This is a genomic window from Lutibacter citreus, from assembly GCF_003260195.1.
GTDB lineage: Bacteria > Bacteroidota > Bacteroidia > Flavobacteriales > Flavobacteriaceae > Lutibacter > Lutibacter citreus.
The window spans coordinates 151,192-177,650 of sequence record NZ_QEIH01000001.1; the positions used below are offsets into that span (position 1 = coordinate 151,192).

Below are 26,459 nucleotides of genomic sequence, written 5' to 3' on the forward strand. Positions count from 1 at the left end.
TAAAGGTAAAAGTAAGTACAACCTTTTTTTGAAAAAACTAAGAATGAGCAGCGCTATTTTCTAATTGAGTAAACAGCACCTATAAATGAGTGAAAGCGTATTTTAAGGTGTTTAAATACCCGTTTTCAGCTGTTTTTAAGATGACAACGTTTTATTTAATGCTTTAAAGTATGTAGTTTTACAGAACAAATTAGTAAAATGAAACGAGTAGGCTAGAAAGTTTCTCATTAAGCGGTATTAAAATTAGCAAACAGTATATGACTGTTGAAAATAATATTATAAATACATGAAATTAAAATCCATTTTATTGTTATTTCTTATTGTTCTTACATTTCATGTAAATGCTCAAGAAAAGAATAATAAATCTAATTATTACTCGGATTTTGTTGCCGATGAAAACGGAAATAGGCTGAATGATATTACGGTTAGAGTACAAGGTTCAAATAGAACTACTAAAACCAATATAAATGGTGAGTTTACTATTGAAGCTGGTGAAGGAGATACTATTGAGTTAAGTAAAAATGGCGTGCTAATAAATACGTATGTGTACGATGGAAGTTCGGAATATAAAATAGAAGATAATTCTAACAGATACATTTCAAAAACGAGTAAAGAACCAGAAAATGATTTTTTAATTCAGTTAGATTCAGCGCAATTTTATAAAAAAAGAGATCCGTTTAAAAGTATTGAGTTTATAGAGAATGCGTTGAAATCTCAAACCTCAAAAAGAGGGAATTCAATAAATATTGCAAATGCATATGAAGTTTTAGGTGATGTTTATGTTAATTTAAAACAATATGATTTAGCGGTTAGTAATTATAAAACTTCACTTAGCAATAAAAGTGATACTTCTGTAAAATTAAAATTAGCAAAAGCATTAACTTTTGAAGGTGATTTTAATGAAAGTAACACAATTTTAAATTCAATTTTAAATAAAAAGAAGACTTCTTTACAAAAAATTGAAGTGTACGAAACAATTGGAGATAATTATCTAAATCTAAAAGATTATGTGAATTCAGAAACTAATTTTAACCAAGCGCTAACCTTTGCAAAAGCTAATAACTACACTCAAAAGGTAACAATATTAAATCCTAAATTAGCTGAGGTTTCTAGATTGCAAGGTAAGGTTTCTGAAGCAAATATGTATTTAAATAATACCATTGAGGTATCAAAAAAGGCTACTTTAAATAAGCGAGCTGCAATTACAAATTCAGTCGCAAATCAATACAGAGATCAGCAAAATTTTGATAAAGAAATTGAATTAAAAAAACAGACACTTCAAGATTTAGAAGCGGCTAATTTGAATAAAGTTAATACTGAATTTGAGGATGATGAAGAGATTTCTGTACAGCAATTAAATTTAGATATTGGTAATGCTTATGCTAAAAAGAAATCGTTTACAAAAGCTATAGGTTATTTAGAAAAAAGTAAAAATGATGCGGATAAGGCTTCAGATATTGAAACAAAAAAAGAAGCTGTTGAACAACTTTCAGAAATTTATAAGAATGTTGGAGATTATAAAAAAGCACTTTCCAATTATCAGGAATATGTGAGCTTGGTTGATATTTTATACAAAAAGAAAGAAAAGGAAATTGAAGCTGCAGTTACTATAAATAAGACTTTAGGAGAGAAACAAAACAGAATAAATAGTTTAGAAAAAGATAGAGAATTAACAGAGAGTAATTATAAATTATATGAAAGCGAACAACAAGTTACTGTTGAAAATTACAAACGTCAGCGTTTAATAATTTACTCGTTAATTGGAGGTTTATTGCTGTTGTTGGCTGCAATTTATTTTATGTATAAAAGCAATAAACAGCGAAGATTGGCTAATAACTTATTAGCTTTAAAATCGTTAAGAAGTCAAATGAATCCTCACTTTATTTTTAATGCACTAAATTCTGTAAATAGTTTTATTGCACAAAACGATGAACGAACGGCTAATAGATATTTAACCGATTTTTCTACATTAATGCGTAATGTTTTAAACAATTCCGAAGAAGATTTTATTCCACTTTCCAAAGAAATTGAATTGTTGGAATTGTATATGAAATTAGAACATTCACGTTTTAAGGATAAATTTGACTATAAAGTTGAAATAGATGAGAATTTAAAAATTAGTGAGTATCAAATTCCACCAATGTTATTGCAACCATATATTGAAAATGCGGTTTGGCACGGTTTGCGTTACAAAAAAGAAAAGGGATTTTTAAAGGTTGCTTTTCATCAAAAAAATGAAGAAAGCATTTGTATTGAAATCTCGGATGATGGTATTGGACGAAAAAAATCTAAAGAATTAAAAACAGCCAATCAACAAAAACAACAATCTAAAGGAATGGATAATATTAAAAAACGTGTTGCCATTTTAAACGAAATGTATAGTGATAAAGTTGATGTATTTATTGAAGATTTGAACACTGATAGTACAGGTACAAAAGTGGTGTTAACACTAAAAAAAGATTAAATGAAACGAGCATGTTCAAAAGTTTATACTCAACGAAATTATTAATAGCGAACTGCAGGTGGCCGCTAAAAAAAATAATAAAGACACATGAAATTGAAAGCTATAATTGTTGAAGATGAAAAAACAAGTAGAGAAATACTTAAAAATTATATTAAAAAATATTGTCCTCAAGTAACTGTTTTAGGGGAAGCAGAAAATGTTGATGAAGCACTGGTTTTAATTAAAAGTAACGACTTAGATCTTGTTTTTTTAGATGTAGAAATGCCTTATGGTAATGCTTTTGATTTATTAGAAAAAGTTGGTAATCATACTTTTGAAACTATTTTTGTAACAGCATATAATCAATATGCAATAGAGGCTTTAAATAAGCATGCGTCCTATTATTTATTGAAACCAATTTCAATAGATGAGTTAATAAAAGCGGTAGATTATGTGGTTGAGGTAAAAGCTAAAGAAAATGATTTACAAAACACGGTTTTAATACCTAAAACCATTACTGATACTAAAAAAATTACCATTCCAACTCAAGATGGTTTTGAGGTTTTAGAAATTAAAGACATTTTATATTGTAAGGCAGATGATAATTATACGCATATATTTTTGCAGAATGAGCATAAAAAATTAGTAAGTAAAACGCTTAAATATTTTGAAGAAATTTTAAAAGAAAGTAGCTTTGCACGTATCCATAAATCCTATTTGGTAAACATAAATTATGTTACAAATTATAAAAAAGGAAAGGGTGGAAGCGTTGTACTAACAAATGGTAAAGAGCTCTCGGTTTCTTCATCTAAAAAAGGAGAATTGTTAGCATTTTTTAAGTAAATGTTTTTGTGCTGGGTTGAAATGATTTAAAAATTAAAAAAAATAATACAATGATTATAAAAGAATTAAACGGAAACAAACCACAATTTGGTGATGATTGCTTTTTAGCAGAAAATTGTGTGATTATTGGAGAGGTTTCAATGGGAGATCAATGTAGTATTTGGTATAATGCCGTTATTCGTGGCGATGTACACTACATTAAATTGGGAAACAAGGTAAATGTTCAGGATGGAGCTGTTATACATGCAACGTACCAAAAACACCCAACAAATATAGGGAATAATGTTTCTATTGGGCACAATGCAATGGTGCATGGCTGCACAATTCACGATAATGTTTTAATAGGTATGGGGTCTATTGTTATGGACGATTGTGTTGTTGAAAGTAATTCAATTATTGCTGCAGGAGCAGTTGTAACTAAAGGAACTCACGTGGAATCGGGAACAATTTATGCTGGTATTCCGGCTAAAAAAGTTAAAGATATTAGTCAAGAATTAATTTCTGGTGAAATTGATAGAATAGCTAATAATTATGTAAAATATTCAGGTTGGTATAAAGAGTAATTGAGCGTTACCCATTGGGTCAGGCTTTTCATTATATCTTTTTTAGATATTTATCTGTATAAAAATCAAAAAAAGGACGGCCCTTCAATCCTTGACGCATTTTAGTTAGTAATTAGTAAATCTAATTGCTAACTAAAATTCTAATTCTTCAACATTAAAATTTACTGTAACATCATTTAATATATTTTGAAGAACAGTTTTATTAATATTAATATAAAACTGATGAGAAACTGCAGTTTTAACTTCAATATTTAAATGAATTTTTTCTAAAATTGCTTTTGTTTGTTTTGCAACGGCTTCTCCAGAATCAATTATTTTAACCTTATCACCAACAATATTTTTTATTTGAGGAATTAAATAAGGATAATGTGTGCAACCCAAAACTAAATGATCAATATTATAGGTTAGCATTGGTTTTATATAAATTTCAAGTAATTGTTTAATTTCAGGTGAATTTAATTTCCCCTGTTCAATTAAAGAAACCAAGCCTTCTCCATCTTGTTCAATGTGAGTTATGTTGTTAGCGTATTCTTTAGTTGTTTTTTCAAAAAGTTTGCTTGTAAGCGTTCCTTTGGTAGCTAAAACGCCTATAGCTCCAGTTTTACTTAATAGGGCAGCAGGCTTAATGGCAGGCTCTATACCAATAAAAGGAATGTTGTAGTTTTTACGTAAATATTCTATAGCATTAGTTGTAGCAGTATTACAGGCTATAATAATTAATTTGCATCCTTTTGTAATTAAAAGCTCTGTATTTTTAATACTTAAAGCAAGAATTTCATCTGAGGATTTTTCTCCATAAGGAGCATTCTTACTATCAGCTAAATAAATAGTGTTTTCATTTGGTAGTAATTTAATAACTTCTTTCCAAATGGAAGTTCCTCCAATACCAGAATCAAATAAGCCAATGGGTAGATTGTTCACGTTTAATAAACTTGTTTTTTGAAATATAAAAGTATAAAAAAATCCCGCTATTGCGGGATTTAATTTTATATGAATGTAGTATTTTATTGAATACCTAATTTTGTTTTAACAGCAGGTAATAAATCAGTACCATTAGCAACTATAATACTTGCAGCATCTAAAACATATGTAAAACCTTGATCTTTAGCAACATCTTCAATAGCTTTTCTTGCTTTTTCTAAGATTGGTTTTAATTTTTCATCTCTCTTTTTTCTAATGTCTTCTTGAGCAATTTGAGAAGATTGATATAATTTTTGTTGATCTTGTTGAACTTCAGCTTGTCTTTGTTGATTTACTTCAGCAGTTTGAGTTTTAACTTCAGCTTCGTATTTTTTTAATTTCGCTGCAAGTTTATCATTCTCAGATTTTAATTCAGTTTCATAAGTTTTACTCAATTTTTCTAAGTCAGCATTTAATGCTTTTGTTTCTGGCATTAGACTTAATAATAAATCTGTGCTTATATGTCCTACTTTAGTTTGAGCTTGAGCTGAATTAAATCCTAAAGTAATTATTGCAATTAATAATAATGTTCTAAACTGTTTCATTTTATTCTTGTTATTTAAATTAATTATTCTTGTTTGTTAGTCTTCTTTGTTTTTAGCGTCTTCTATTTCCTGTATTCTCTTTAATCTTTTAGCTTCAATAGCTTTTTTAAGTTCTTCACGTTTTTTTAATTGTAAAGCTCTTTTTTCTTCAATTTTTCTTTTTAGTTCTTCTCTCTTAGTATCGCGCACTTTTAAATCATCTGGTGCATCTTTTTTAACTTTGTTTAATTCAAGAGAGCCAGACTGTGGTTTTACTCCATTTGGGTTAGTTTTTTTCCCTTCTTGTTTTTCTTTAGCAGCAGTTACTTTTTTTGTTTGCGTAATACTTCTAATTACCAGTTCGCTAATGTCATATTGTTTGTTTGTATATAACATTATTAAATCCGTTGATTTATCAAGAACAAAGTCGTATTTTCTTTTTACGGCAATATCTTGAATAGCGTTATAAATCAAGTCCTGAATTGGTTGAACAGTTTGCTGTCTTAGTACAAATAAATCTCCATTAACACCAAAATATGAATCTTGCAATTTTTTTAATTCTAAAGTTTTAATTTGAATATCTTCTTCTTTATCCAAAATTAATTCCTTAGTCATTAAAGCTTTTTCAATATTTAGCTCAGTTTTTAAATCGTCAATTTCTTTTTGCTGTTTTTCTATATTTATTTGCCAATTTAAAGCTTTACTGTTAATCTGAGATTGAGCCTCATTATATTCAGGTATATTTTCTAAAATATATTCCATATCTATATAGCCTATTCTTTGAGATCTCTGAGCTATAGCAGATATGCTTATTATTAAAAGTGTTGATAAAAGAACTTTTTTGATCATAACTATTATGTATTTAGAAAAAATCGTGCCAATTTAAAATTTCATTTACAAATATAACAGATTTACATTAAAATTGTTGTCCAATTATAAAGTGAGTTTGCCAACCTGATTTTTCAGTTCCTCCAAGAGCAGGATCAAAACCGTGAGCAAAATCAATACCTAATAATCCAAAAGCAGGCATAAAAATTCTTAAACCTAATCCCGCGGATCTTTTCATTTCAAAAGGATTAAAATTACTAAACCCATCATATGAATTACCAGCCTCTACAAATCCAAGAGCATAAATTGAAGCTGATGGTTTTAAGGTTATTGGATAACGAAGTTCCATTTGAAATTTATTATAAATTGTTCCACCTGCAGATGTAGATAGTTGTCCGTTTTCATAACCTCTTAAGGCTATAGTTTCTCTACCATCTAATTGATAAGAAGCCATACCATCACCACCAACAAAAAATCTTTCAAAAGGCGAATCACCTAATTTTTTATTATAGTTACCTAAAAAGCCGAACTCTGCATTAGACATTAAAACAAGATCTTTAGTTAAAGCAGTATACCATTTTCCTTTAAAGCTAGCTTTATAATATTCCAACCATTTGTATTTTTCTTGATCATCAATAGTTTCATAATCTTTATTATTTACTAATGAATATGGGAAAGTTATTTTGGCTCCTATACTAAAATCAGACCCAGATTTTGGAAATATTGGGTTTGGTCCGGCAGAACTTCTACCTAAAGTTATGTTATATGCTAAATTGTTTGATTTTCCTGTTGAAAATGAAAAAGTTGAAATTGGATAATCTTTTAAATCATATAATTGGTAGCTAATACTCTGAGATAATGTAAAATAGTTATCTGGCCATTTTAAACGTTGTCCCAATCCAATAGAAGCACCTACAATATTTAAACGCTGATCTTTATCTACTTTATTGGTGTAATAATCGTATTTAAATTGTTTAGAATTGTATATTGAAAATGATAAAGATCTTGGTTTTTTACCACCAAGCCAAGGTTCAGTAAATGAGAAACTTGAAGTTGTATAATATCTACTTTTTTGTAATCTTAAAGCTAATGTTTGTCCATCACCCATTGGTAATGGTTTATATGCCTTTTTATTGAATATATTTCTAGTAGAAAAGTTATTAAAAGATAAACCAAGAGTTCCTATAAATGATCCTCCTCCATAACCACCTTGCAGTTCTATTTGACTAGATCCTTTTTCAGCAACTTGATAATCAATATCTACAGTTTTATCACTGTGATTTGGTTTTATGTCTGGAGTAATAGCTTCGGCATCAAAGAAACCTAATTGACCAATCTCTCTAATTGTTCTAATAATATCAGCTTTACTATATAAATAACCTGGTTTAGTTGCAATTTCACGATAAATTACGTGGTCATTAGTTCTATCATTACCGTTTACGGTAACTTTTCTTATTTTAGTTTGTTGATCTTCGTATATTCTAATTTCAACATCAATAGAATCATTATTTACTCTTGTTTCAACAGGTAAAACACGTGAAAATAAATAACCATTATTTTGATAAACAGTTGCAATATCTTCAGAATCTGGTGATCCATCTCCGGTAACTCTTTCTTTTAAAACTTTACCGTTGTATGTATCTCCTTTTTCAATTCTTAATACTCTTTGAAGTTGTTCATCTGTATATTTACTGTTTCCAATAAATTTAATATCTCCAAAAATATATTTTTTCCCTTCTTCAACTTTAAGATTTAAGTTTAATGTATTGTCATCATTCCAAGTTAATGAGTGATCAACAATTCTTGCATCTCTATGTCCTCTTTGGCTGTATGCATCTATTAAACTTTCTAAATCTTCTTTAAAATCAGCTTCAATGTATTTAGATCCTTTCCAAAATCTTCCTAACATTTTCTTTTTGGTGTTTTTCATTGCTTTACGCAATTTTTTACCTGAAAAAGCTTCATTACCTTCAAAAGTGATGTTTTTTATTTTAATTTTTTCTCCTTTATCAATATGAATTAACATATCAACAGCATTTACTTCAGAAGTATCTTTTTTGGTATTTAAAGTAACTTTTGTTTTTAGAAATCCTTTTTCTTGGTATTTCTTTTTAAAGTAATTTGAAGTAGTTACAACTAAGTTGTCTGTAACCATTGCCCCTTTTTTAAGTTCGGCATCTTTTTTAAGCTCTTTAGCTTTACCTTCTTTTACTCCAGAAATGGTAATATTATTTAACTGAGGAAGTTCTTCAACATCAAACTCTAAGTAAGCAACGTTTCCGTCTATTTTAGCAATAAACACTTCAACATTACTAAATTGCTTGGTTTCGTATAATTTCTTTAAAGCACTAGTTAACTTGTCTCCTGGGAGTTTAATTTCCTGACCAACCTTAAGGCCACTAAAAACTCTAACAGTTTGTTCTTCAAATTTAATAAGACCGTTAACTTTCATTCCTCCTAATTCATACGACCTTTCTTTTATAAAAGCAGTATTTAAATCGATAGGAGTAATAGAGTCTTGTTTTACTTCAGAATTCGTATTTTCAACATTTTTATCATTATTTTTTTGTTCTTCCTGCGCATATAACGAGTTAAAACTAAAAATAATTGAAAAAAGTAAAAGAGCTATTTTAAAATTATTCATTGATTTTTTTCAATTTGTTCGCTTGTTTTTCCAAACCTTCTTTCTCTGTTCTGATATTCCAAAACGGCATTGTATAGATTTTCTTTTTTAAAATCAGGCCAAAGTGTATTTGTAAAATACAATTCGGCGTATGCAATTTGCCACAATAAAAAATTGCTAATTCTTTGTTCGCCACTTGTTCGAATTAAAAAATCAACATCTGGCAAAGAAAACGTATATAAATGATTATTAATAATATTTTCGTTAATTTCTTCAATGGCTAATTGATTATTAACAACTTTTTTTGATATATTTTTGATAACATTAACAATTTCATCGCGCGCCCCATAACTTAAAGCTATTGTTAGTGTTAATGCGGTATTGTTTTTTGTTTTTTCTTTAACTTCTTTTAACTCTTTTTGAGCACTTTTAGGTAAATCATTTAGGTTTCCAATTGTACCAAGTTTAATGTTATTTTCTTGAAGAGATTTAAGTTCTTTTTTAAGAGATGAGACAAGTAAGCTCATTAATGTTTTGACTTCTAATTTTGGACGATTCCAATTTTCTGTAGAAAAAGCATATAGTGTTAAATATTTGATTCCTAAATCTCCAGAAGCTTCAATTACTTCACGAACTGAATTAACACCGTTTTTATGTCCAAAAATTCTTGGTTCATTTTTTTGCTTGGCCCAACGTCCGTTACCATCCATAATTATAGCAAGATGAGTTGGAACTTTATTTTTTAATATTTGGGCTTTTAAATTTTCCATTAGTAAGGGGTTGAGTAACAGGGAGGTCTTCCAAAAGAGTAAACTAAAGAAAAGCCACTAAAAACGTACCAATCATTGCTGTTTGGGTTACCAAAAGTTAGGGCTTTTATTTTTGGATTATTATAATCTAAATCATCTTCAAAAGTATATCTAGCTCTCACTTCAAAGGCTATAGCAAAATCTCCAAATAATTTAGATTTATATCCAACTCCAAATGGAACTGAAAATGATGTTTTTGATTCGTATTCATAGTTGGACGGATCTGTACCGCTTACAATAGTGCTATAATTAAATGCAGCTATTTCAACTAATATATAGGGTGTGCGTGTTTTTTTGTAATCATCTAAATTATATTCAAAATAATTAAACTCCATACCAAGAGCCAATTCTTTAATGCTGTTTTTAAATTTAAGTGCTCTTAAATTTCTATAACTATTATTAGAATCTGCATCGTCTGCTACTAATTGAGACATAGTAAATGTTCCTCTTAGAGCAACTCTAGGGTTTATATTCTTTTTGTAAATAACCCCTCCCATAAGACTATTTGGGTTAATATAGGTTTCAGAACCTATATCACCAATATAATTACTTCCTCCCAAAATAATACCTACTTCATTTATTTGAGAATGTGAAGTTGTTGTTAAACAGACAAGTGCGATAAGAAAAATTATTCTTTTCATATATAAAATAGCGTGCAAATATAAATAAATCTATTTGCTTTTAGAAGTTAAACAAAGTCTTTTTTGATAAACTCTTTATATATATAATTATTGTGGTAAAATTAAGTATCTATTGTATGTGATATATTTTGAGTTAGTTACGTGTATCCTGACCCCAAAGTAGTTTTTCTCTCAATGTTTTTAAAAAGGTTTGCTCGTTAAACTGAACCATTTTTAAATTAAAATCAGCTTTTTGAACGGTAATCTCTGAATGATTATTTATTGTTGTAATTCTAGAGTCTAATGATAAGAAAAATTCATTTTCCCTACCAGTAACAGTAAACCTGATGTTTGTTTCATCTGGCACAACAAGAGGTCTTGCATTTAGATTGTGTGGGGCAATTGGAGTTAAAACAAAACTTTTTGCGTGAGGTGTTATAATTGGTCCTCCGCAGCTTAGAGAATACCCTGTAGAGCCTGTTGGTGTAGAGATTATTAAGCCATCTGCCCAATATGAATTTAAAAATTCGCCATCTAAAAATGTTTTTATGGTAATCATAGAGGCCGTGTTTTTCCTGCTTACTGAAACTTCATTTAAAGCAAAATTAATTGAGGCTAAACTTTCTATATTAGGCGATGTTGAAACACTTAAAAGGGTGCGTTCCTTTAATTCGTATTCTTTTTTTATTAATAATTCAACAGCTTTTAAAATATTTTCTTTTTGAATTGTAGCTAAAAAACCAAGTCTTCCTGTATTAATACCAACTATTGGAATATTTGAAGACCTTATAAATGTAACAGCTCTTAATATTGTACCATCACCACCAATTGTAAATATAAAATCAAATGAATTATTTAAATCCTTATAGGTAGTAAAGGTTTTGTAGTTATTAATTTTTATATGATTTTTAAGTTCTGAATAATAATTGTCTTCTATTAGTACTTCAATGTTGTTTTTGTTTAAAACATCAAATAGTTCAGTTATATAAGGTTTGTCTTCACTTTTATAAAATTGAGCATATACGGCAACTTTCATTCTTAAATATTTAGGTATTTCTGTAAGTATTCTGAGCGTTCTTTTAAATCTTCTAAATAATAATCTTCTTCATGATTAGATAGAATTGTATACTCGTATCTTCTAAATGCTTGAATAATTTCATTCACATCCTGAGAAGTGAATTTTATTATTATTTTTACAGTAGTTGCATTTTTTTCAGAAATAAAAATTCCTAAAACTTTGCCGCTATTCGATTCAATAATTTGGCATACTTGACTAAACGAAAAATCAGTAATTTCTTTTTCAAGCCTTAAAACTACGCCTTCTTCATTTAAAAAAGGTGTTTCATTGTAAATATGTAAAATGTCAATTAAATCAAAATAGCCAATATATTTTTTACTAGAATTAACAACGGGTATTAAGTTAGCTTCGTTAGAGGCAAATACTTTTATTAAATCCAATACATTATTTATTTCTTCAGTAAGAAATAAACTAAATAAATATTGAAAGTACCCAATCTCTTTATCGTCTTCATCAATAGATAAAATATCTGTACGTGAAATTAATCCAATTAATAGATTATTCTTAACTATAGGAAAATGAGAATATTCATTTGAGCTAAAAAAAGATTTTACATCTGAAACTTTAGATTCTAAAGTTAAAGGTGGGAATTCTTTTAATATGAATGAGGTTATATCCATTGGCTTACTTTTATACTACAAATTAATCAAAAATAAAACCAAAAACATATTCTTAGTTCGTAAATTTGCAAACTGAGTTAAATTATTAAGATTTTAAGTATGACAAAATTAAGTGTAAATGTTAATAAAATTGCAACATTAAGAAATTCTAGAGGAGCAGATTTTCCAAATGTGGTTAAAGTATCAACTGATATTGAGGCTTTTGGAGCCGAAGGAATTACAATTCATCCAAGGCCTGATGAACGTCATATAAGATATAAAGATGCATATGATTTAAAGAAAATTGTTACAACAGAATTTAATATAGAAGGGAACCCAATTAAAAAGTTTATGGATTTGGTGCTAGATGTCAATCCAACTCAAGTAACATTAGTTCCTGATGGGGTAGATGCTGTTACATCAAATGCTGGTTGGGATACAATAACTAATAAATCTTTTTTACAGGAAATAATTTCTGAATTTAAATCTAAAGGAATAAGAACCTCTATTTTTGTTGATCCAGATTTAAAAATGATTGAAGGAGCAGCTGAAACTGGTGCAGATAGAGTTGAATTGTATACCGAAGATTTTGCAACGCAATATTCATTAGGAAATAAAGAAGCTATAAAACCTTATACAAACGGTGCCGTTTTAGCTACAAAGTTAGGTTTGGGTATTAATGCTGGACACGATTTAAGTTTAGACAATATAAAATTCTTTGCTGAAAACATTCCTAATTTAAAGGAGGTTTCAATAGGACATGCATTAATTACGGAATCTCTTTATCTTGGTTTAGAAAATGTAATAAATATGTATAAACACAGATTAAAGCTTTAAAAAATTTTGGAATATGGAACTATTACATTCAACCATAATTGGTAAAGGGGAACCTTTGCTTATTTTACATGGATATTTAGGAATGAGCGACAATTGGAAAACTTTAGCTAATAAGTTTGCTGTAAAATTTGAAGTTCATATTATAGATCAAAGAAATCATGGGAGAAGTTTTCATTCAGATGAATTTGATTATGAGTTATTAGTTGAAGATTTATACAATTATATAGTTGATAAGGGTTTACAGAAAGTAAATATACTTGGGCATTCAATGGGAGGTAAAGTGGCAATGCTTTTTGCTGTAAATTACCCAGAATTATTAAATAAATTAATTGTTGCTGATATAGCCCCAAAATATTACAAGCCTCATCACGAATATATTTTAGCAGCCTTAAATGTGGTGAATTTTGAGATTCAGGATACTCGAAAAAAAGTTGAGGAAATATTAAAAATTTACATTAAAGAGCCCGGAATACTTCAGTTTTTATTAAAAAATGTATACCATAAAACAAAGAATAAACTAGCGTTTAGGTTTAATCTTCAAAGTTTAACAGATAATAATAGTGAAATAGGAGAAGCCTTGCCATCTTTTACAAATTTTGAAGGAGATACCTTATTTTTAAAAGGTGAAAACTCAAATTATATTGAGAAAGAAGATGAAGGATTGATTGATGCTCATTTTCCAAATTCAAAAATTATAACTGTCAAAAATGCAGGGCATTGGCTTCATGCTGAGAATCCTACTCAGTTTTATGATGAAGTTGTCACCTTTTTAGAGTAATTAAATAATTGGCATAATTATAGTTAAATTGTTAGCATATTATAAATTTATATTATGAAAACAATTTTAAAAATATTATTAACGGCAATAGCAGTAGTTGTAATTGCTGAATTTTTGCCGGGAATTTCATTAACAGAAGGTTATAAAAGCGCAATAATAGTAGCTGTTGTATTAGGGCTATTGCGTATAACCGTAAAACCAATACTTATATTTTTCACATTGCCAGCCACAATTTTAACATTAGGGTTGTTCTTATTAGTTATTAATGCAGTAATAATAATGCTGGCAGGTTACTTTGTTTCTGGATTTGTGGTTTCGGGTTTTTGGGTAGCATTGCTTTTTAGTTTGCTATTGTCTCTGTTTCAATCTATTTTGTATTCATTTTTAAAAGAAAATAAAGAAAAATAGTTGAAATTGAACGGGTTAAATGTTTGTTAGGTGATTAAAAAAGTAGTACTTTTGCACCCAATTTTGAATGATTTAAGTTAAAAACAACATAAAATGAATATTACTAAAGAAAATGTTGATGCATTAAATGCAGTTGTGAAAGTTGAAATTTCAGCTGCTGATTACCAAGATAAGGTAGAAACGATATTACAAGACTATCGTAAAAAAGCGGATATTCCAGGTTTTAGAAAAGGACTTGTTCCAATGGGAATGGTGAAAAAACAATATGGAAAATCTATAATGATTGATGAGGTAAATAAATTATTACAAGAATCATTAAATAATTATTTAGTAGAAGAAAAATTAGATGTTTTAGGAAATCCATTACCTAAAATGCAAGAAGATTTTTCTTGGGATACTGAAGATTATTCGTTTGAATTTGAATTAGGTTTAGCGCCTCAATTTGAAGTAAACTTAGAAGCAAAAGAGAAAATTACTCAATATAATATTGTTGCAGACGAAGAATTATTAAGTAAAGAAGTTGCAAATATTCAAAAACGTTTTGGGAAATTGGTTCCTAAAGAAGTTGTTGAAGAAGGTGTAGTTATTGCTGGTTCTTTTGCTAATGAAGAAAAAGGAATTGATAAAAAATCTAGTATTGAATTATCTGATATTAAAGGTAAGTCTAATCAAAAGATATTTATTGGAGCTAAAATAGGAGATGTTATTGAATTAAATTCTAAAGGATTATTTGATGACGATCATAAATTAATGGGAGCTTTAGGATTAGGTCATGATGAAATTCACGGTTTAGATATTCCTTTAACTTTTACTGTTGAAGAAATTAATGTAACTGAACTTGCTGAAGTAAATCAAGAATTATTTGATAAAGTTTTTGGACCTGATGTTGTTAAGTCTGAGGAGGAGTTAAAAGAAAAAATTAAGGAAGATGCTGAAAAACAATTCCAAACACAAGCAGATCAACAATTATTAAACGCTGTAACTGAATATTTAGTTGAAAATACTAAATTTGATTTACCTGCAGATTTCTTAAAAAAATGGATAGCTGTTGCAGGTGAAAATCCATTATCTCCAGAACAAGCTTCTGAAGAATATGAAAAATCTGAAAAAGGATTACGTTACCAATTAATTGAAGGTAAAGTTTTAAAAGATAATGATATAAAACTTGATTTTGAAGAGTTAAAAGATTTTGCAAAAGGTTTTGTAAAAGCTCAAATGGCTCAATACGGGCAATTAAATCCAGAAGAAAAAGAATTGGATGATATTGTACAACGTGTATTAAGTAATCAAGATGAAGCTAAACGTTTGCAAGAGCAATTGATTAGTCAAAAATTATTAGCTTTTTATAAAGAGAAAATTACTTTTAAAGTTAAAGAAATGAACTACGAAGATTTTGTAAAAGAAGTTTACAAATAGAATTCATTATCATATATTAAAAAGCCTCTGCAATTTGCAGAGGCTTTTTTTGTTATTAATTTTATCAATTGTATGTTAGAGTTTTATTATAGTGTGTTTATGTAAGTCGTTTTTTTTTTAATTTAGAATCTTATAAATTAAAAATTGTTATGAATTGAAAAATAAAAAACATGAAAAATCTTAATTATTTAATTTTATTATTTATTTGCATTTGTTTAAACGGATGTGATAATAAAGAAAAACAAGAACTTCAGTTTACGAATGAAGTTACTCCTGAAAAGGTTAGAGCCATACTAGAAAAATACAATTTAGATGAAGGATCGTTCTCTGTAAGTAATATTAGCGACGATAATAAAAAAGGATTATCTAATAAAAAAACATCTGTTGATTTTACTGAAATGAAATCTTTAGAGGAATTTGAAGCTATGGTTGCCGCATTTACAAAATATCAGAACTCTAAAGAAGGTATAATGGCTAAAAAATTTAATGAGTTTTCTGTTAAAAGTAGAACGGAAAAATGGTCTGACAAGGAAATTGATGATTTCTTAAAAGAATTTGATAGTAAATTTGGTACTAACCATTTTGAGATGTTTAGAGGAGAATTACCTAGCGGAAGTTATAGGTTTTCTACAATTGGAAAAAGTAAAAAAGAGATAGACACCATAGATAATGCTACTAAAGCAATAATAGATAGTTTAAAAATGAGTAATAAGAAAATAGATTAACAAAAGGCTAAATAGAAGAATTATTAACAATATATATTAAAAAGCCTTTTCAAATTTGAAAAGGCTTTTTTTGTTTTATAATTAAGGTATGTATAATTTATAAGTCTTCAGAATATTCAAGCTTAGGTAAAATAGTTCTCTTTTTCTTCTGAATTTTCTCCATTCTTCTCAGTATTTTATCGAGCATTTTCACGGCTTTTTCAATATATGGTCCTTTATTTAACATTACACATTCTGCACGTTGTGCCATTGCAGCATCTGTTATTTCTGCCCTAGTTGGGATACCCTTTTTAGCAAGGTTTTCTAAAACTTGGGTTGCCCAAATATCAGGTAAATGTGCAGCTTCACACAATTGTAAAATTTCTTCTTGAATTATAGCAAAGTTTTTCCAACCAGTTTCAATAGCTAAATCTCCGCGAGCAATCATTACTCCAACTGGGTAGTTCTCCATTGCTTTTAGTAATATACTAGGTAAATTTTTAAAAGATTCTTGTGTTTCAATTTTCAAAATAATACCTAAATGAGCATTTAATTTTTTAAATTCAGTTAATAAATCTTCAACGTCTTTTTTATTATTTACAAAAGAAAAATTAACGGTATCTGCATGTTTAGCAACAAATTTTAAATCAACTTTATCTTTTTCGGTTAAACCGTTAATTTTTAATTTGCTATTAGGTAGGTTTATACCTTTATCTGCTTTTAATTTTCCTCCATTTTTTTTGGTACTGGTAATTTCAATTATTAGATAATCAGACTTTACTTCCTTTACAATTCCTTCAATTTTTCCATCATCAAAATAAACCAATTCATTGGGCTGTAGGTAATTAAATATTTCAGGTAATGTACAAGAGATATGGGCTATTTCTTTAAGTGTACCATCTTCATTATAAGTTTTTGGCTCACCCAGAATTGGAGCTTTATCTATTCTTAATAAATCACCTTCAAATAAGAAAATTACTTCTTCTAAAGGTAATAATTCATGTACACTGTGAATTTCAGAGGTTGATTTATTCTCTAAAAAAACATTTAAAAGAGTACCTGTGGTTACAAATGCTGAATCGGAACAGGAACCCCATCTTCCATTTCCTTCAATAGTATCAATATTTATTCTACATTTTTTATTTCTAGAGTCTTTAAATATAATAAACGAACCTTTTTTGGTTTTTTTAAGCCATTTTTTGTTTACAGGGATTATAGCATCTGCTAGTTCTCCTTTAGGAGGGAGAGTAGCATAAGGGGCAAGCCATATTTTTGCAGGAACGGTAACTTGGCCCAAAGTATTACGTTGCGGCTTTATACGCACTACTTTATGACCTGGTTTCATTTTTCCAGTTCTTAGTTTTGGACCTCCTAAATCCATCATTATTTTACAGCTATCTTCTACTTCTTTAATATTAGTGATTATTTTAGACCAAACGTCTTCATTATCGTGAGCGCAATTAATACGTGCGCAATTCATACCTAAATCTAAAAGTAGAGTTGTAAATTCTTTATCTTCGGCAGCTATGGTAGGTTGAGTTACCATTATACTTGTTTTTCTATTGTTTTTTTTAAGTCCAAAAAGTGCTTTCGAATTATTTTTAAGTAATTTTTTAGCTTCTTTATTTGTTAAAAAAGGTATAGGGGTAACTGAGTCATCAATTTTAAGTAAGCTGTTTACTATGGTTTTAAAATTGAGTAAATTATGGAGTATACTTAATTCTGAGCCTCCTGAATTAGGTAATCCAATTTCTGAAAGTTTATTTTGAAATTCATCAACGTTAAAACTTCTTAAAGCCAAATAATGAATTAAGTTTTTTGCGCTTTTAGAATATTTAGGATGCACATTTTTTATTTGTGCTTCATATCTAATTTCGTATTCATATAATTTTGCTAGTACAAGATCTATATGATTATGAATTTTAAGTAGTTTGTCTTTTGGAAAAAGCATAATTATAATTTAACTTATAAAATTACAATAATAAACCGTTAAAATAAATAGTATTTGAAAAGAAATTATTTTCTTTTTTGACCTCTTGTTTTAGGTTTTTTATATTTTTTTGCTATTTCTCTTCTGTAAGAACCTCCAAGGTTTTTCTTTTGATTTTTTTCTTTTTTCTCGTGAAAAGCAGCTCCGCTAGGTTCAGATATAGTTTTTTTCTGACCTTGGTATTCAGGATCAACATTTGGCATTTCTTCATCAATCATTTTGGTTGATATTTTAATGCTTTCAGGTAAATCTATTACATCAATTTCAGTATTCATTAATAATTCAATTTCACCTAAATATTCGGCTTCTTCTTCATTAAAAAATGAAATTGCAATTCCTTCTTGTTCTGCTCTTCCAGTTCTTCCTATTCTATGGATATAATTTTCGGGCTCTTTAGGAATATCAAAATTAATAACGTGACTAACATTTGTTAAATCTAAACCACGAGCAATAATATCGGTAGCAATTAAAACGTTGAAAAATCCCATTTCAAAATTTTTAACTGAACGTAACCTGTAGTTTTGAGTTTTATTAGAATGAATTACATCTGCATCATTTGGCAATGCTAATTCTAATTCTTCATATAAAATATTTGCTTGTTTTTTGTTTTTCACAAACACTAAAACTTTATTAAAAGTCTCTTTGTCTTTAAGTAAATCTACTAAATAGTTAACTTTTGTGTAAAAATTTGGTATAGGGTAAGCTAATTGTTTAATAGTATCTAAAGGACTTCCACTAGCAGCAACTTCAATTTTTACAGGCGATTTAAAAAAGTCGTCTAATAAATTATTTACTTCACTGGTTAATGTTGCAGAAAATAAAATGTTTTGTCGTTTTTTAGGCAGTAAATCTAATAACGTAATTAATTGAGATCTAAATCCTAAATTCATCATTTCATCAACTTCATCAATAACTAATTTCTGTATTTGCTTTAATTTTAAAACACCATCTAACGCTAAATCTAATAATCTACCAGGTGTGGCAACTATAATATCTTGACCTTCATACACTAACTGTTTTTGCTTATTTAGGTTTGTACCTCCGTACACTCCTGCAAAGCGAACATTAATATAAGGTGTTAAATTTTTAATTTCTTCAACAACCTGAACAACTAATTCACGTGTTGGAACAATGATTAAAACACGAGGGTATTTTTGTTCAGAATATTTAAGTTGTCTTAATATTGGTAATAAATAAGCAAATGTTTTACCAGTTCCTGTTTGTGCAATACCAACAACATCTCTACTGCTCATAATAACAGAAAATGCTTTTTCTTGAATAGGAGTTGGTGTTATAAACCCCATTTCGTCAAGAACTTTAAGTAAAGGCGTATTTAAATTTAAATCAGAAAAGGTCATTTTTTTAGTTTTTGCAAATATAGTGCTAAAATTATACTTGAAAGATTATAACTTTATTATTCCCTAATCCGTTTATTAAACTGAATATTTTTTAATCTAATAAATATATTTTATTGGCTATTTAGAAGCCATTTCAAAAAGTAATTTATTGTTTGGGTCGTAGTTAATTTTTTTAATATTTAGGTTTTTAGTTTCTACAACAAGAGGTTCTTTTTGAGTTGTAACTTCAACAGTTTTAATTTCTGAAGAACCATCAGAGTATATGAGTTCTAAATCAAGTGGAAATTGAAAAATGGTATTTTGAGTTTGTTCAATAATAATTCTCAATTTTGAATTTCCATAAATCCAATTAGTTTTTAATATTGGATGTCCAGTTTTTTGAAGCCATTGAGAAAAGAATACATCTAAATTTTTACCAGATGTTTGAGTCATCACATTTTTAAAATCGTTTGTAGAAGCATTCTTAAACTTGTAAAAATCATAATAGGTTTTAATTCCTTTCCAAAAATTTTCTTCACCAACCTTGTTTTTAAGCATATGTAAAACCCAAGCTCCTTTTTGGTAAGTGTTAGGATTTAATAAACTCATATAATTGTTTGTTTTGTTATCAAGAACAGGAGTTTGTTGTACTTTATAAAAGTTAAAAATCTTTTGTCTTTCTTCATCTAATCTTTTGTTAAAAGCTTCTTCACCATCACTTTTAAGAATATATAAATCTGTAAAATATGTTGCAAAACCTTCACTTAACCATAAATGAGACCAATCTATTTCAGTTGCTGAATTTCCAAACCATTGGTGGGCAATTTCATGTGCAATTAAATCTTTATGTTCTTGTTTTCCTGTAACAGATTTTTCGAAATAAAAAATATTTCCAGCATTTTCCATGCCTCCAAAACGTGTTTTAGATTGTACGTTTGCCAATTTTAAAAAAGGATAATCTCCTATATTTTCTATATAAAAAGCTAAAATATCTTTTGCAATTGAGAAATCATTAAATCCTTCTTCTTTAGTTTGCGGATATACCCAAGTTGAAACAGGGATATTATGAGTTTCTCCTATATTTTGAACGGCAAATTTTGCAATTCCAATTACCATTACTTTTGTTGGTAAAGGAACCTCAGTTTTGTAATGATATTCTTTTAGATTGTTTGTTAAATTAGTTTCTTCAATTTGAAATCCATTGGCAATTACCTGATAATGATTGGGAGCTTTTATGATATATTCAATAGTTGCTTTGTCTGAAGGATGATCTACACAAGGAAACCAATTTTGAGCTCTATTTGGCCAATTATCTCCAAAGAAAGTTCTATCTCCATAAAGGTTTTTAGAGATCACCAGACCGTCTTTTGGTATTCCGCTATATTTTATAGTAAATCTATAGGGTAATCTTGGAAATACATGTTTTGTTTGTATTGTTAGTTTATTGTTTTTTTGACTGAATTCAACAGGGATTTTATTTTGATAAACAGAATCTACTTGCATACCAAAATTGGTAGAATCTTTTGAAACTAAATCTAAATCAAAAGTGTCAACAAGTTTTTTAAATTTAATAGAGACTTCCATTGTAGATTCAATAACATTTGTTGAATCGTTTACAGTAAGGTTTAATTTATAGTTTTGTACATCAAGAGTATTAAATCTATCTGTGTAGGATTGTGCTGAAACGTATGTTGAAAATCCTATTAGGAAAAAGGTTAATTTGGTAAAAAAGTTCATTTAAAAATTATTTAGGGTTTTCAAAGATACTTAAATTGAGGATTTATTAAAACAAAAAAGGTCTGAAAGTATTCTTACTTTCAGACCTCGACAATTAAACTATAACCTTTAACTTTGATTATAAAGGTTCACAATTTTAAATATGTCATCCAAATCTTTTGAAATAATTTGGGTTGATATTTTTGGAGCATCTTTTAAAAATGATCCCAGAACTTTTTTAAATTTTTTACTTGAAGAAGGTACTTTAATTAGTTCGTCGTAAACTTTTTCAACATAATAAGTTTTGCCGCCATTAGGGTATCTTTCGTAAAGGTTCAATTTTTTTCCTTGAACAACTTTTTTTGCAAGAATCATTTCACCAGAGTTATAAATTCTACAAAAAATGTCATTTCCTCTTTTATAGTGTTTTATAGTTTCAATTTTAGGAGTTTGTTCATCTCCGTTTTGGTCAATGTAAGTTAAATGTAATAAACTTTTTGCATCGTTAATTTTTTTAATTTTTACATTAATTATAGTATCGTAGTGCGTAGTTACAATTGTTCCGTTTTCATATTCTTGAGCGTAAATGCTAATTGTAAAAACAATTAAGAAGAATAATAATATTTTCGATTTCATTGTGTCTAATTTAAATTAATTCTAATTTTACCTTAAAGATATTCAATATTGTTATGCATGCATAATAAAAAGCGGGTTATTTTGTTAAATTACTGTTATATAAAATCATTCTAAATCAGTCTAGAAATATATAAAGCATAAAATTCATAAATACTCCTTATCTTTACACACTTAATTTTATAAAACCTATAAAATGGATTACGGAAAAGAATTTAAAAAGTTTGCAACTAAGCAACAAGGAATTAGTAGCATGCACTACGATAAATTAGTTAGCAGTGTTACACCTTATATTATTGAAGAGCGTCAGCTAAACGTAGCGCAAATGGATGTGTTTTCACGTTTAATGATGGATAGAATTATTTTCTTAGGAACTGCAATTGATGATTATGTTGCTAATATTATTCAAGCTCAGTTATTATTTTTAGAGAGTGTTGATAATTCAAAAGATATATCAATTTATATAAATTCTCCTGGAGGAAGTGTATATGCTGGTTTAGGAATGTATGATACAATGCAATTTATTAAGCCAGATGTAGCCACAATTTGTACGGGTATGGCAGCTTCAATGGGAGCAGTTTTAATGTGTGCAGGGACAAAAGGTAAGCGTTCAGCATTACCTCATTCAAGAGTAATGATTCACCAACCATTAGGTGGTGCTCAAGGGCAAGCTAGTGATATTGAAATTACTGCTCGTGAAATTTTAAAATTAAAAGATGAATTGTATCAAATAATTTCAAAACACTCTGGACAATCTATGGAGAAAGTTCATGCAGACTCTGATAGAGACTATTGGATGAAAGCTGATGAGGCTAAAGAGTACGGAATGATTGATGAAATTTTGATAAGAAAGTAATATTAGATTGTATTTATGGCGAAGGAAGAAGTTTTAGAATGTTCGTTTTGTGGAAGGAAAAAACCAGAAACGGATTTGTTAATTGCGGGTTTAGATGCGCATATTTGTGATAAATGTATTGAACAAGCCCATGGGATAGTGATGGAAGAAATAGCAGAAAATTCTTCATCTTCACTTTCTGCGGAATTGACTTTAAAAAAACCTAAAGAGATAAAAGAGTTTATTGATCAATATATGATTGGTCAAGATCAGGCAAAAAAAGTAATGTCTGTTGCGGTATATAATCATTATAAAAGATTGTTGCAGCCTGATACTAAAGATGAGGATGATATTGAAATTGAAAAAAGTAATATTATTCTAGTTGGTGAAACTGGTACAGGAAAAACCTTAATTGCGCGTACAATTGCACGCATGTTAAATGTACCTTTTTGTATTGTTGATGCAACTGTATTAACAGAAGCTGGTTATGTTGGTGAGGATGTTGAAACTATTTTAACAAGATTATTGCAGGCGGCTGATTATGATGTGACTAAAGCTGAAAGAGGAATTGTTTTTATTGATGAAATTGATAAAATTGCTCGTAAAGGTGATAACCCATCAATAACAAGAGATGTTTCTGGAGAAGGAGTTCAACAAGCTTTATTAAAATTATTAGAAGGTTCTGTTGTTAATGTTCCGCCAAAAGGAGGTAGAAAGCACCCTGATCAAAAGTTTATTGAAGTAGATACTAAAAATATTTTATTTATTGCTGGAGGAGCTTTTTCTGGAATTGATAAAATAATAGGAAAGCGTTTAAACAGACAAGCAGTTGGGTATAGTGCATCAATAAAAGAAACAAAAGTAGATACAAATAATATGCTACAGTATATTATTCCAAGTGATTTAAAATCATTCGGGTTAATTCCTGAAATTATTGGGCGTTTACCTGCTTTAACTCATATGAATCCTTTGGATGCTGATACTTTAAGAGCAATTTTAACTGAGCCAAAAAACTCAATTATTAAACAATATCAGAAGTTATTTGAAATGGACGGTATTAAATTTTCAATTAATGAAAAAGCATTAATGTATATAGTTGAAAAGGCAGTTGAGTATAAATTAGGAGCCAGAGGATTAAGATCATTATGTGAAGCTATTTTAACAGATGCAATGTTTGAACTTCCTGGAAGTGAGGAAACAGAATTGAAGGTGACTGATAAATACGCTGAGAACAAGATTAATAAGTCTACTTTAAAAAAGCTAAAAGCAGCTTCTTAAAGTAATTAATAAAAAATTTACTATTTTAATCACCCATATAATTTTATGGGTGATTTTTTTGTCTAAAATTTGTAATTTAGAAAACTTTTAAAACAAGATATAATTAATTGATCTCAAGAGAAACCATAGATAGAGTTTTTGAAACTGCTCGAGTAGAGGAGGTAATTGGCGAATTTGTTCAATTGAAAAAATCTGGAAGTAACTTTAAAGGGTTAAGTCCATTTTCTGAAGAACGAACACCATCTTTTATGGTGTCTCCAGTAAAACAAATCTGGAAAGATTTTAGTACGGGTAAAGGAGGTAATGTTGTTTCTTTTTTAATGGAACAAGAGCACTATACCTATCCAGAAGCTATAAGATATTTAGCGAAAAAATACAATATTGAAATTGATGAGTTGGAACAAACCGATGAGCAGAAACAACAAGCCGATGAGCGAGAAAGTATGTTTTTGGTTTCTGAATATGCGCGTGATTATTTTCATAAAAATTTATTTGAAGATGGCCAAGGTAAGGCTATTGGTTTAAGCTATTTTAAAGAAAGAGGTTATACCGAAGAAACTATTAAAAAGTTTCAACTAGGATATTCATTAAATGAGTGGGAAGCTTTTACTTCAGAAGCTTTAAATAAAGGATATAATTTAAAATATTTAGAATCTACAGGGTTATCTATTGTTAAAAATGATGGTGGTAGAGCTAAGCAGTTCGACCGTTTTAAAGGTCGAGTTATGTTTCCTATTCACAGTATGAGCGGTAGGGTACTTGGGTTTGGAGGTAGAATTTTAATAACAGATAAAAAAGCTGCAAAATATTTAAACTCACCAGATAGTGATATTTACCATAAAAGTAATGTGCTTTATGGAATACATTACGCAAAGCAAACCATTGCACGTGAGGATAATTGTTATTTAGTTGAAGGATATACAGATGTAATTTCTTTGCATCAATCAGGCATTGAAAATGTTGTAGCGTCTTCCGGTACGGCGCTTACAGAAAATCAAATTCGTTTAATAAATAGATTAACCAGTAATATTACAATACTATTTGATGGGGATGCTGCAGGAATTAGAGCATCAATAAGAGGGATTGATTTAATTCTAGAACAAGGTATGAATGTTCGGGTTTTAATGTTTCCTGATGGAGATGATCCAGATAGTTATTCTAAAAAAGTAAGTAAAGAAGAACTAAAAAATTATTTAGAAAATAATAGTCAGGATTTTATAAATTTTAAGGTTTCTTTATTAATGGAGGAAGCCCAAAACGATCCTGTAAAAAAAGCTGGACTAATAAGAGATATTGTAGTAAGTATTTCTAAAATACCCGATAGAATACAAAGAGAAGTCTACATTCAGGAATGTTCACGAATAATGGATATTTCAGAAAATGTGTTATTTAATGAGTTAGCTCAAATTGATAATAAAACCAAAAGAGAGGCTTCAAAAAATAATAGAGGTAAAACTGCAGGAAGAAGTAATCAGAATAATTTAGCGGCTGACCCCAACGAGCCTCCAATGAATGTTTTGTATCCAGAAATGGTTCAAGTTCAAAAAACAGCGCAAGATGAAAAGCCTAATAATCTTAGAAAGTATGAACTTGAAATTATTAAAATTTTATTGCTTTATGGAAATAAAGAGGTTGAATTTGAGGATTTTATTGAAGAAGGAGAGGAACAAGGAAATGGATTACAAGTAATGAAAAAGGAATATTTTCAGAATGTAATTTCAAAAGAGATTTATTTAAATCTTCAAGAAGATGAAGTTGAATTTACAGATGAAATATTTAAACAAATATATTACGAAATAATAAGTCAATTAAATCAGTCAGAAAATATATCAGTTGATATTTTAGTGAATAATCCCGATTCTAAAATTTCATCTTTAGTAACTAATATATTAATGGACGATGAAAAATATGTGTTAAGTGATTGGCAAGCCAAAGATATTGAGGTTAAAACTAAAGAAAATGAAGGTGAATTATCAAAAATGGTATTAGATGCTATTTATAATTTACGTAGAGTTTTAATTGAAGATAAAATTTATTCTTTAATAAAAGATATTGAAGAGGAAAATAACCGAGAATCCATTTTAGAATCTATAATGAACTATAACACCCTAAAACAACGTCTTTCAGAGAGGTTAAATAGGGTGGTTTAATTAGATGTAGTCTTCAAGTACAATTGCTCCTGAAAAATTTTCTTTAATAATTAGTAAAATCCTATCAGCTTCTAAACGGGTTTCAAAATCTCCAACTTGAGTCTTCCATTCAGGTGATTTGTATATAATTTTAGCATTATACTCTGGATATTCAGTTATAAAATTATTTTTAATTTTATAAGCTTCGGTTTCAGAACCATTGTATAATTGAATTTTAAATACAAGTGTAGTCTTATTATTTTTGTTGAAATTTCTTTTTTGTTCAATTAATTCATTAATTTTAGCATTGGAATTTTGAGCGTAACTTGTTGTTATACCTAAAACTACAATTAATAAAAAGGTAATGTGAAATTTATTGAGTGATAGCTTCATATTCGTAATTTTTTTCAAATTTATAATAATCAATTCAATTGAAATGCATAATTCACTATTTAGAATCGTTATAAATTAACTTTAACACAATTTTTACATTTTGTGTTCTGCATTT

At 28.5% G+C, this 26,459-nt stretch carries 24 protein-coding genes; 11 read left to right on the plus strand and 13 right to left on the minus strand.

Going from position 1 to position 26,459, the window contains the following annotated elements; all coding sequences use genetic code 11:
* Nucleotides 1-286: 286 nt before the first annotated feature.
* From DAD81_RS00545 to DAD81_RS00555, 3 genes are all read left to right on the plus strand, one after another.
* Nucleotides 287-2,464, plus strand: coding sequence for a histidine kinase (locus DAD81_RS00545; protein ID WP_111706274.1), 2,178 nt, complete (start codon nt 287-289; stop codon nt 2,462-2,464).
* A gap of 87 nt (nt 2,465-2,551) precedes the next feature.
* On the plus strand, nt 2,552-3,286 hold the full coding sequence (locus DAD81_RS00550; RefSeq protein WP_111706275.1) for a LytR/AlgR family response regulator transcription factor: 735 nt from the start codon (nt 2,552-2,554) through the stop codon (nt 3,284-3,286).
* 50 nt (nt 3,287-3,336) lie between these two features.
* Nucleotides 3,337-3,849 carry a gamma carbonic anhydrase family protein gene (locus DAD81_RS00555; protein WP_111706276.1) on the plus strand — a complete coding sequence of 171 codons (513 nt, stop codon included), beginning with the start codon at nt 3,337-3,339 and terminating at the stop codon, nt 3,847-3,849.
* Nucleotides 3,850-3,981: 132 nt separating this feature from the next.
* On the opposite strand, the gene murI is transcribed toward DAD81_RS00555, so the two are convergent.
* The 8 genes from murI to DAD81_RS00595 form a co-directional block, all read right to left on the minus strand.
* Entirely contained in the window at nt 3,982-4,770 is a 789-nt protein-coding gene (murI, locus tag DAD81_RS00560) for a glutamate racemase (RefSeq protein WP_111706277.1), read from the minus strand.
* 83 nt (nt 4,771-4,853) lie between these two features.
* Entirely contained in the window at nt 4,854-5,354 is a 501-nt protein-coding gene (locus DAD81_RS00565) for an OmpH family outer membrane protein (protein WP_111706278.1), read from the minus strand.
* Between the two features lie 36 nt (nt 5,355-5,390).
* On the minus strand, nt 5,391-6,182 hold the full coding sequence (locus DAD81_RS00570) for an OmpH family outer membrane protein (protein ID WP_111706279.1): 792 nt from the start codon (nt 6,180-6,182) through the stop codon (nt 5,391-5,393).
* Between the two features lie 67 nt (nt 6,183-6,249).
* The gene (gene bamA / locus DAD81_RS00575) at nt 6,250-8,805 is read right to left on the minus strand and encodes an outer membrane protein assembly factor BamA (protein ID WP_111706280.1); all 2,556 of its coding nucleotides are present in this window, start codon (nt 8,803-8,805) and stop codon (nt 6,250-6,252) included.
* A complete protein-coding gene (locus DAD81_RS00580; protein WP_111706281.1) occupies nt 8,802-9,554 on the minus strand; it encodes an isoprenyl transferase in 753 nt (250 codons plus the stop codon). The genes bamA and DAD81_RS00580 overlap by 4 nt, the downstream gene beginning before the upstream one ends.
* Entirely contained in the window at nt 9,554-10,234 is a 681-nt protein-coding gene (gene porG / locus DAD81_RS00585) for a type IX secretion system protein PorG (protein ID WP_111706282.1), read from the minus strand. The genes DAD81_RS00580 and porG overlap by 1 nt, the downstream gene beginning before the upstream one ends.
* A 133-nt stretch (nt 10,235-10,367) precedes the next feature.
* Nucleotides 10,368-11,249, minus strand: coding sequence for an NAD kinase (locus DAD81_RS00590; RefSeq protein ID WP_111706283.1), 882 nt, complete (start codon nt 11,247-11,249; stop codon nt 10,368-10,370).
* Between the two features lie 2 nt (nt 11,250-11,251).
* Nucleotides 11,252-11,911, minus strand: coding sequence for a CBS domain-containing protein (locus tag DAD81_RS00595; RefSeq protein WP_111706284.1), 660 nt, complete (start codon nt 11,909-11,911; stop codon nt 11,252-11,254).
* A gap of 99 nt (nt 11,912-12,010) precedes the next feature.
* Here DAD81_RS00595 and DAD81_RS00600 point away from each other — a divergent pair, with 99 nt between their 5' ends.
* From DAD81_RS00600 to DAD81_RS00620, 5 genes are all read left to right on the plus strand, one after another.
* Nucleotides 12,011-12,727, plus strand: a complete 717-nt coding sequence (locus tag DAD81_RS00600; RefSeq protein ID WP_111706285.1) for a pyridoxine 5'-phosphate synthase — start codon at nt 12,011-12,013, stop codon at nt 12,725-12,727.
* Nucleotides 12,728-12,740: 13 nt separating this feature from the next.
* Nucleotides 12,741-13,505 carry an alpha/beta fold hydrolase gene (locus DAD81_RS00605; protein ID WP_111706286.1) on the plus strand — a complete coding sequence of 255 codons (765 nt, stop codon included), beginning with the start codon at nt 12,741-12,743 and terminating at the stop codon, nt 13,503-13,505.
* Nucleotides 13,506-13,559: 54 nt separating this feature from the next.
* Nucleotides 13,560-13,913 (plus strand): phage holin family protein, encoded by a 354-nt coding sequence (locus DAD81_RS00610; RefSeq protein ID WP_111706287.1) that lies wholly within the window; start codon nt 13,560-13,562, stop codon nt 13,911-13,913.
* A gap of 93 nt (nt 13,914-14,006) precedes the next feature.
* The gene (gene tig, locus DAD81_RS00615) at nt 14,007-15,329 is read left to right on the plus strand and encodes a trigger factor (protein ID WP_111706288.1); all 1,323 of its coding nucleotides are present in this window, start codon (nt 14,007-14,009) and stop codon (nt 15,327-15,329) included.
* A 170-nt stretch (nt 15,330-15,499) separates the two neighbouring features.
* Nucleotides 15,500-16,054, plus strand: a complete 555-nt coding sequence (locus DAD81_RS00620) for a metallophosphoesterase family protein (protein ID WP_111706289.1) — start codon at nt 15,500-15,502, stop codon at nt 16,052-16,054.
* Nucleotides 16,055-16,151: 97 nt separating this feature from the next.
* Here the strand turns inward: DAD81_RS00620 and DAD81_RS00625 are convergent, their stop codons facing one another.
* From DAD81_RS00625 to DAD81_RS00640, 4 genes are all read right to left on the minus strand, one after another.
* The gene (locus DAD81_RS00625) at nt 16,152-17,984 is read right to left on the minus strand and encodes a pyruvate kinase (protein ID WP_111706290.1); all 1,833 of its coding nucleotides are present in this window, start codon (nt 17,982-17,984) and stop codon (nt 16,152-16,154) included.
* 65 nt (nt 17,985-18,049) lie between these two features.
* Nucleotides 18,050-19,381, minus strand: coding sequence for a DEAD/DEAH box helicase (locus DAD81_RS00630; protein ID WP_111706291.1), 1,332 nt, complete (start codon nt 19,379-19,381; stop codon nt 18,050-18,052).
* Between the two features lie 117 nt (nt 19,382-19,498).
* Nucleotides 19,499-21,097 carry a M1 family metallopeptidase gene (locus DAD81_RS00635; protein ID WP_111706292.1) on the minus strand — a complete coding sequence of 533 codons (1,599 nt, stop codon included), beginning with the start codon at nt 21,095-21,097 and terminating at the stop codon, nt 19,499-19,501.
* 108 nt (nt 21,098-21,205) lie between these two features.
* Nucleotides 21,206-21,712, minus strand: a complete 507-nt coding sequence (locus tag DAD81_RS00640) for a hypothetical protein (protein ID WP_111706293.1) — start codon at nt 21,710-21,712, stop codon at nt 21,206-21,208.
* Between the two features lie 193 nt (nt 21,713-21,905).
* On the opposite strand from DAD81_RS00640, the gene clpP reads away from it, so the two are divergent.
* The 3 genes from clpP to dnaG all read left to right on the plus strand — a co-directional run bounded on the left by clpP (nt 21,906) and on the right by dnaG (nt 25,972).
* Nucleotides 21,906-22,565: an ATP-dependent Clp endopeptidase proteolytic subunit ClpP gene (gene clpP / locus DAD81_RS00645; protein WP_111706294.1), complete on the plus strand. Its 660-nt coding sequence runs from the start codon at nt 21,906-21,908 to the stop codon at nt 22,563-22,565.
* 15 nt (nt 22,566-22,580) lie between these two features.
* A complete protein-coding gene (clpX, locus tag DAD81_RS00650) occupies nt 22,581-23,822 on the plus strand; it encodes an ATP-dependent Clp protease ATP-binding subunit ClpX (RefSeq protein ID WP_111706295.1) in 1,242 nt (413 codons plus the stop codon).
* Between the two features lie 107 nt (nt 23,823-23,929).
* Nucleotides 23,930-25,972 carry a DNA primase gene (dnaG, locus tag DAD81_RS00655; protein ID WP_111706296.1) on the plus strand — a complete coding sequence of 681 codons (2,043 nt, stop codon included), beginning with the start codon at nt 23,930-23,932 and terminating at the stop codon, nt 25,970-25,972.
* On the opposite strand, the gene DAD81_RS00660 is transcribed toward dnaG, so the two are convergent.
* Entirely contained in the window at nt 25,973-26,344 is a 372-nt protein-coding gene (locus DAD81_RS00660; protein WP_111706297.1) for an SPOR domain-containing protein, read from the minus strand.
* Between the last annotated feature and the right edge of the window lie 115 nt (nt 26,345-26,459).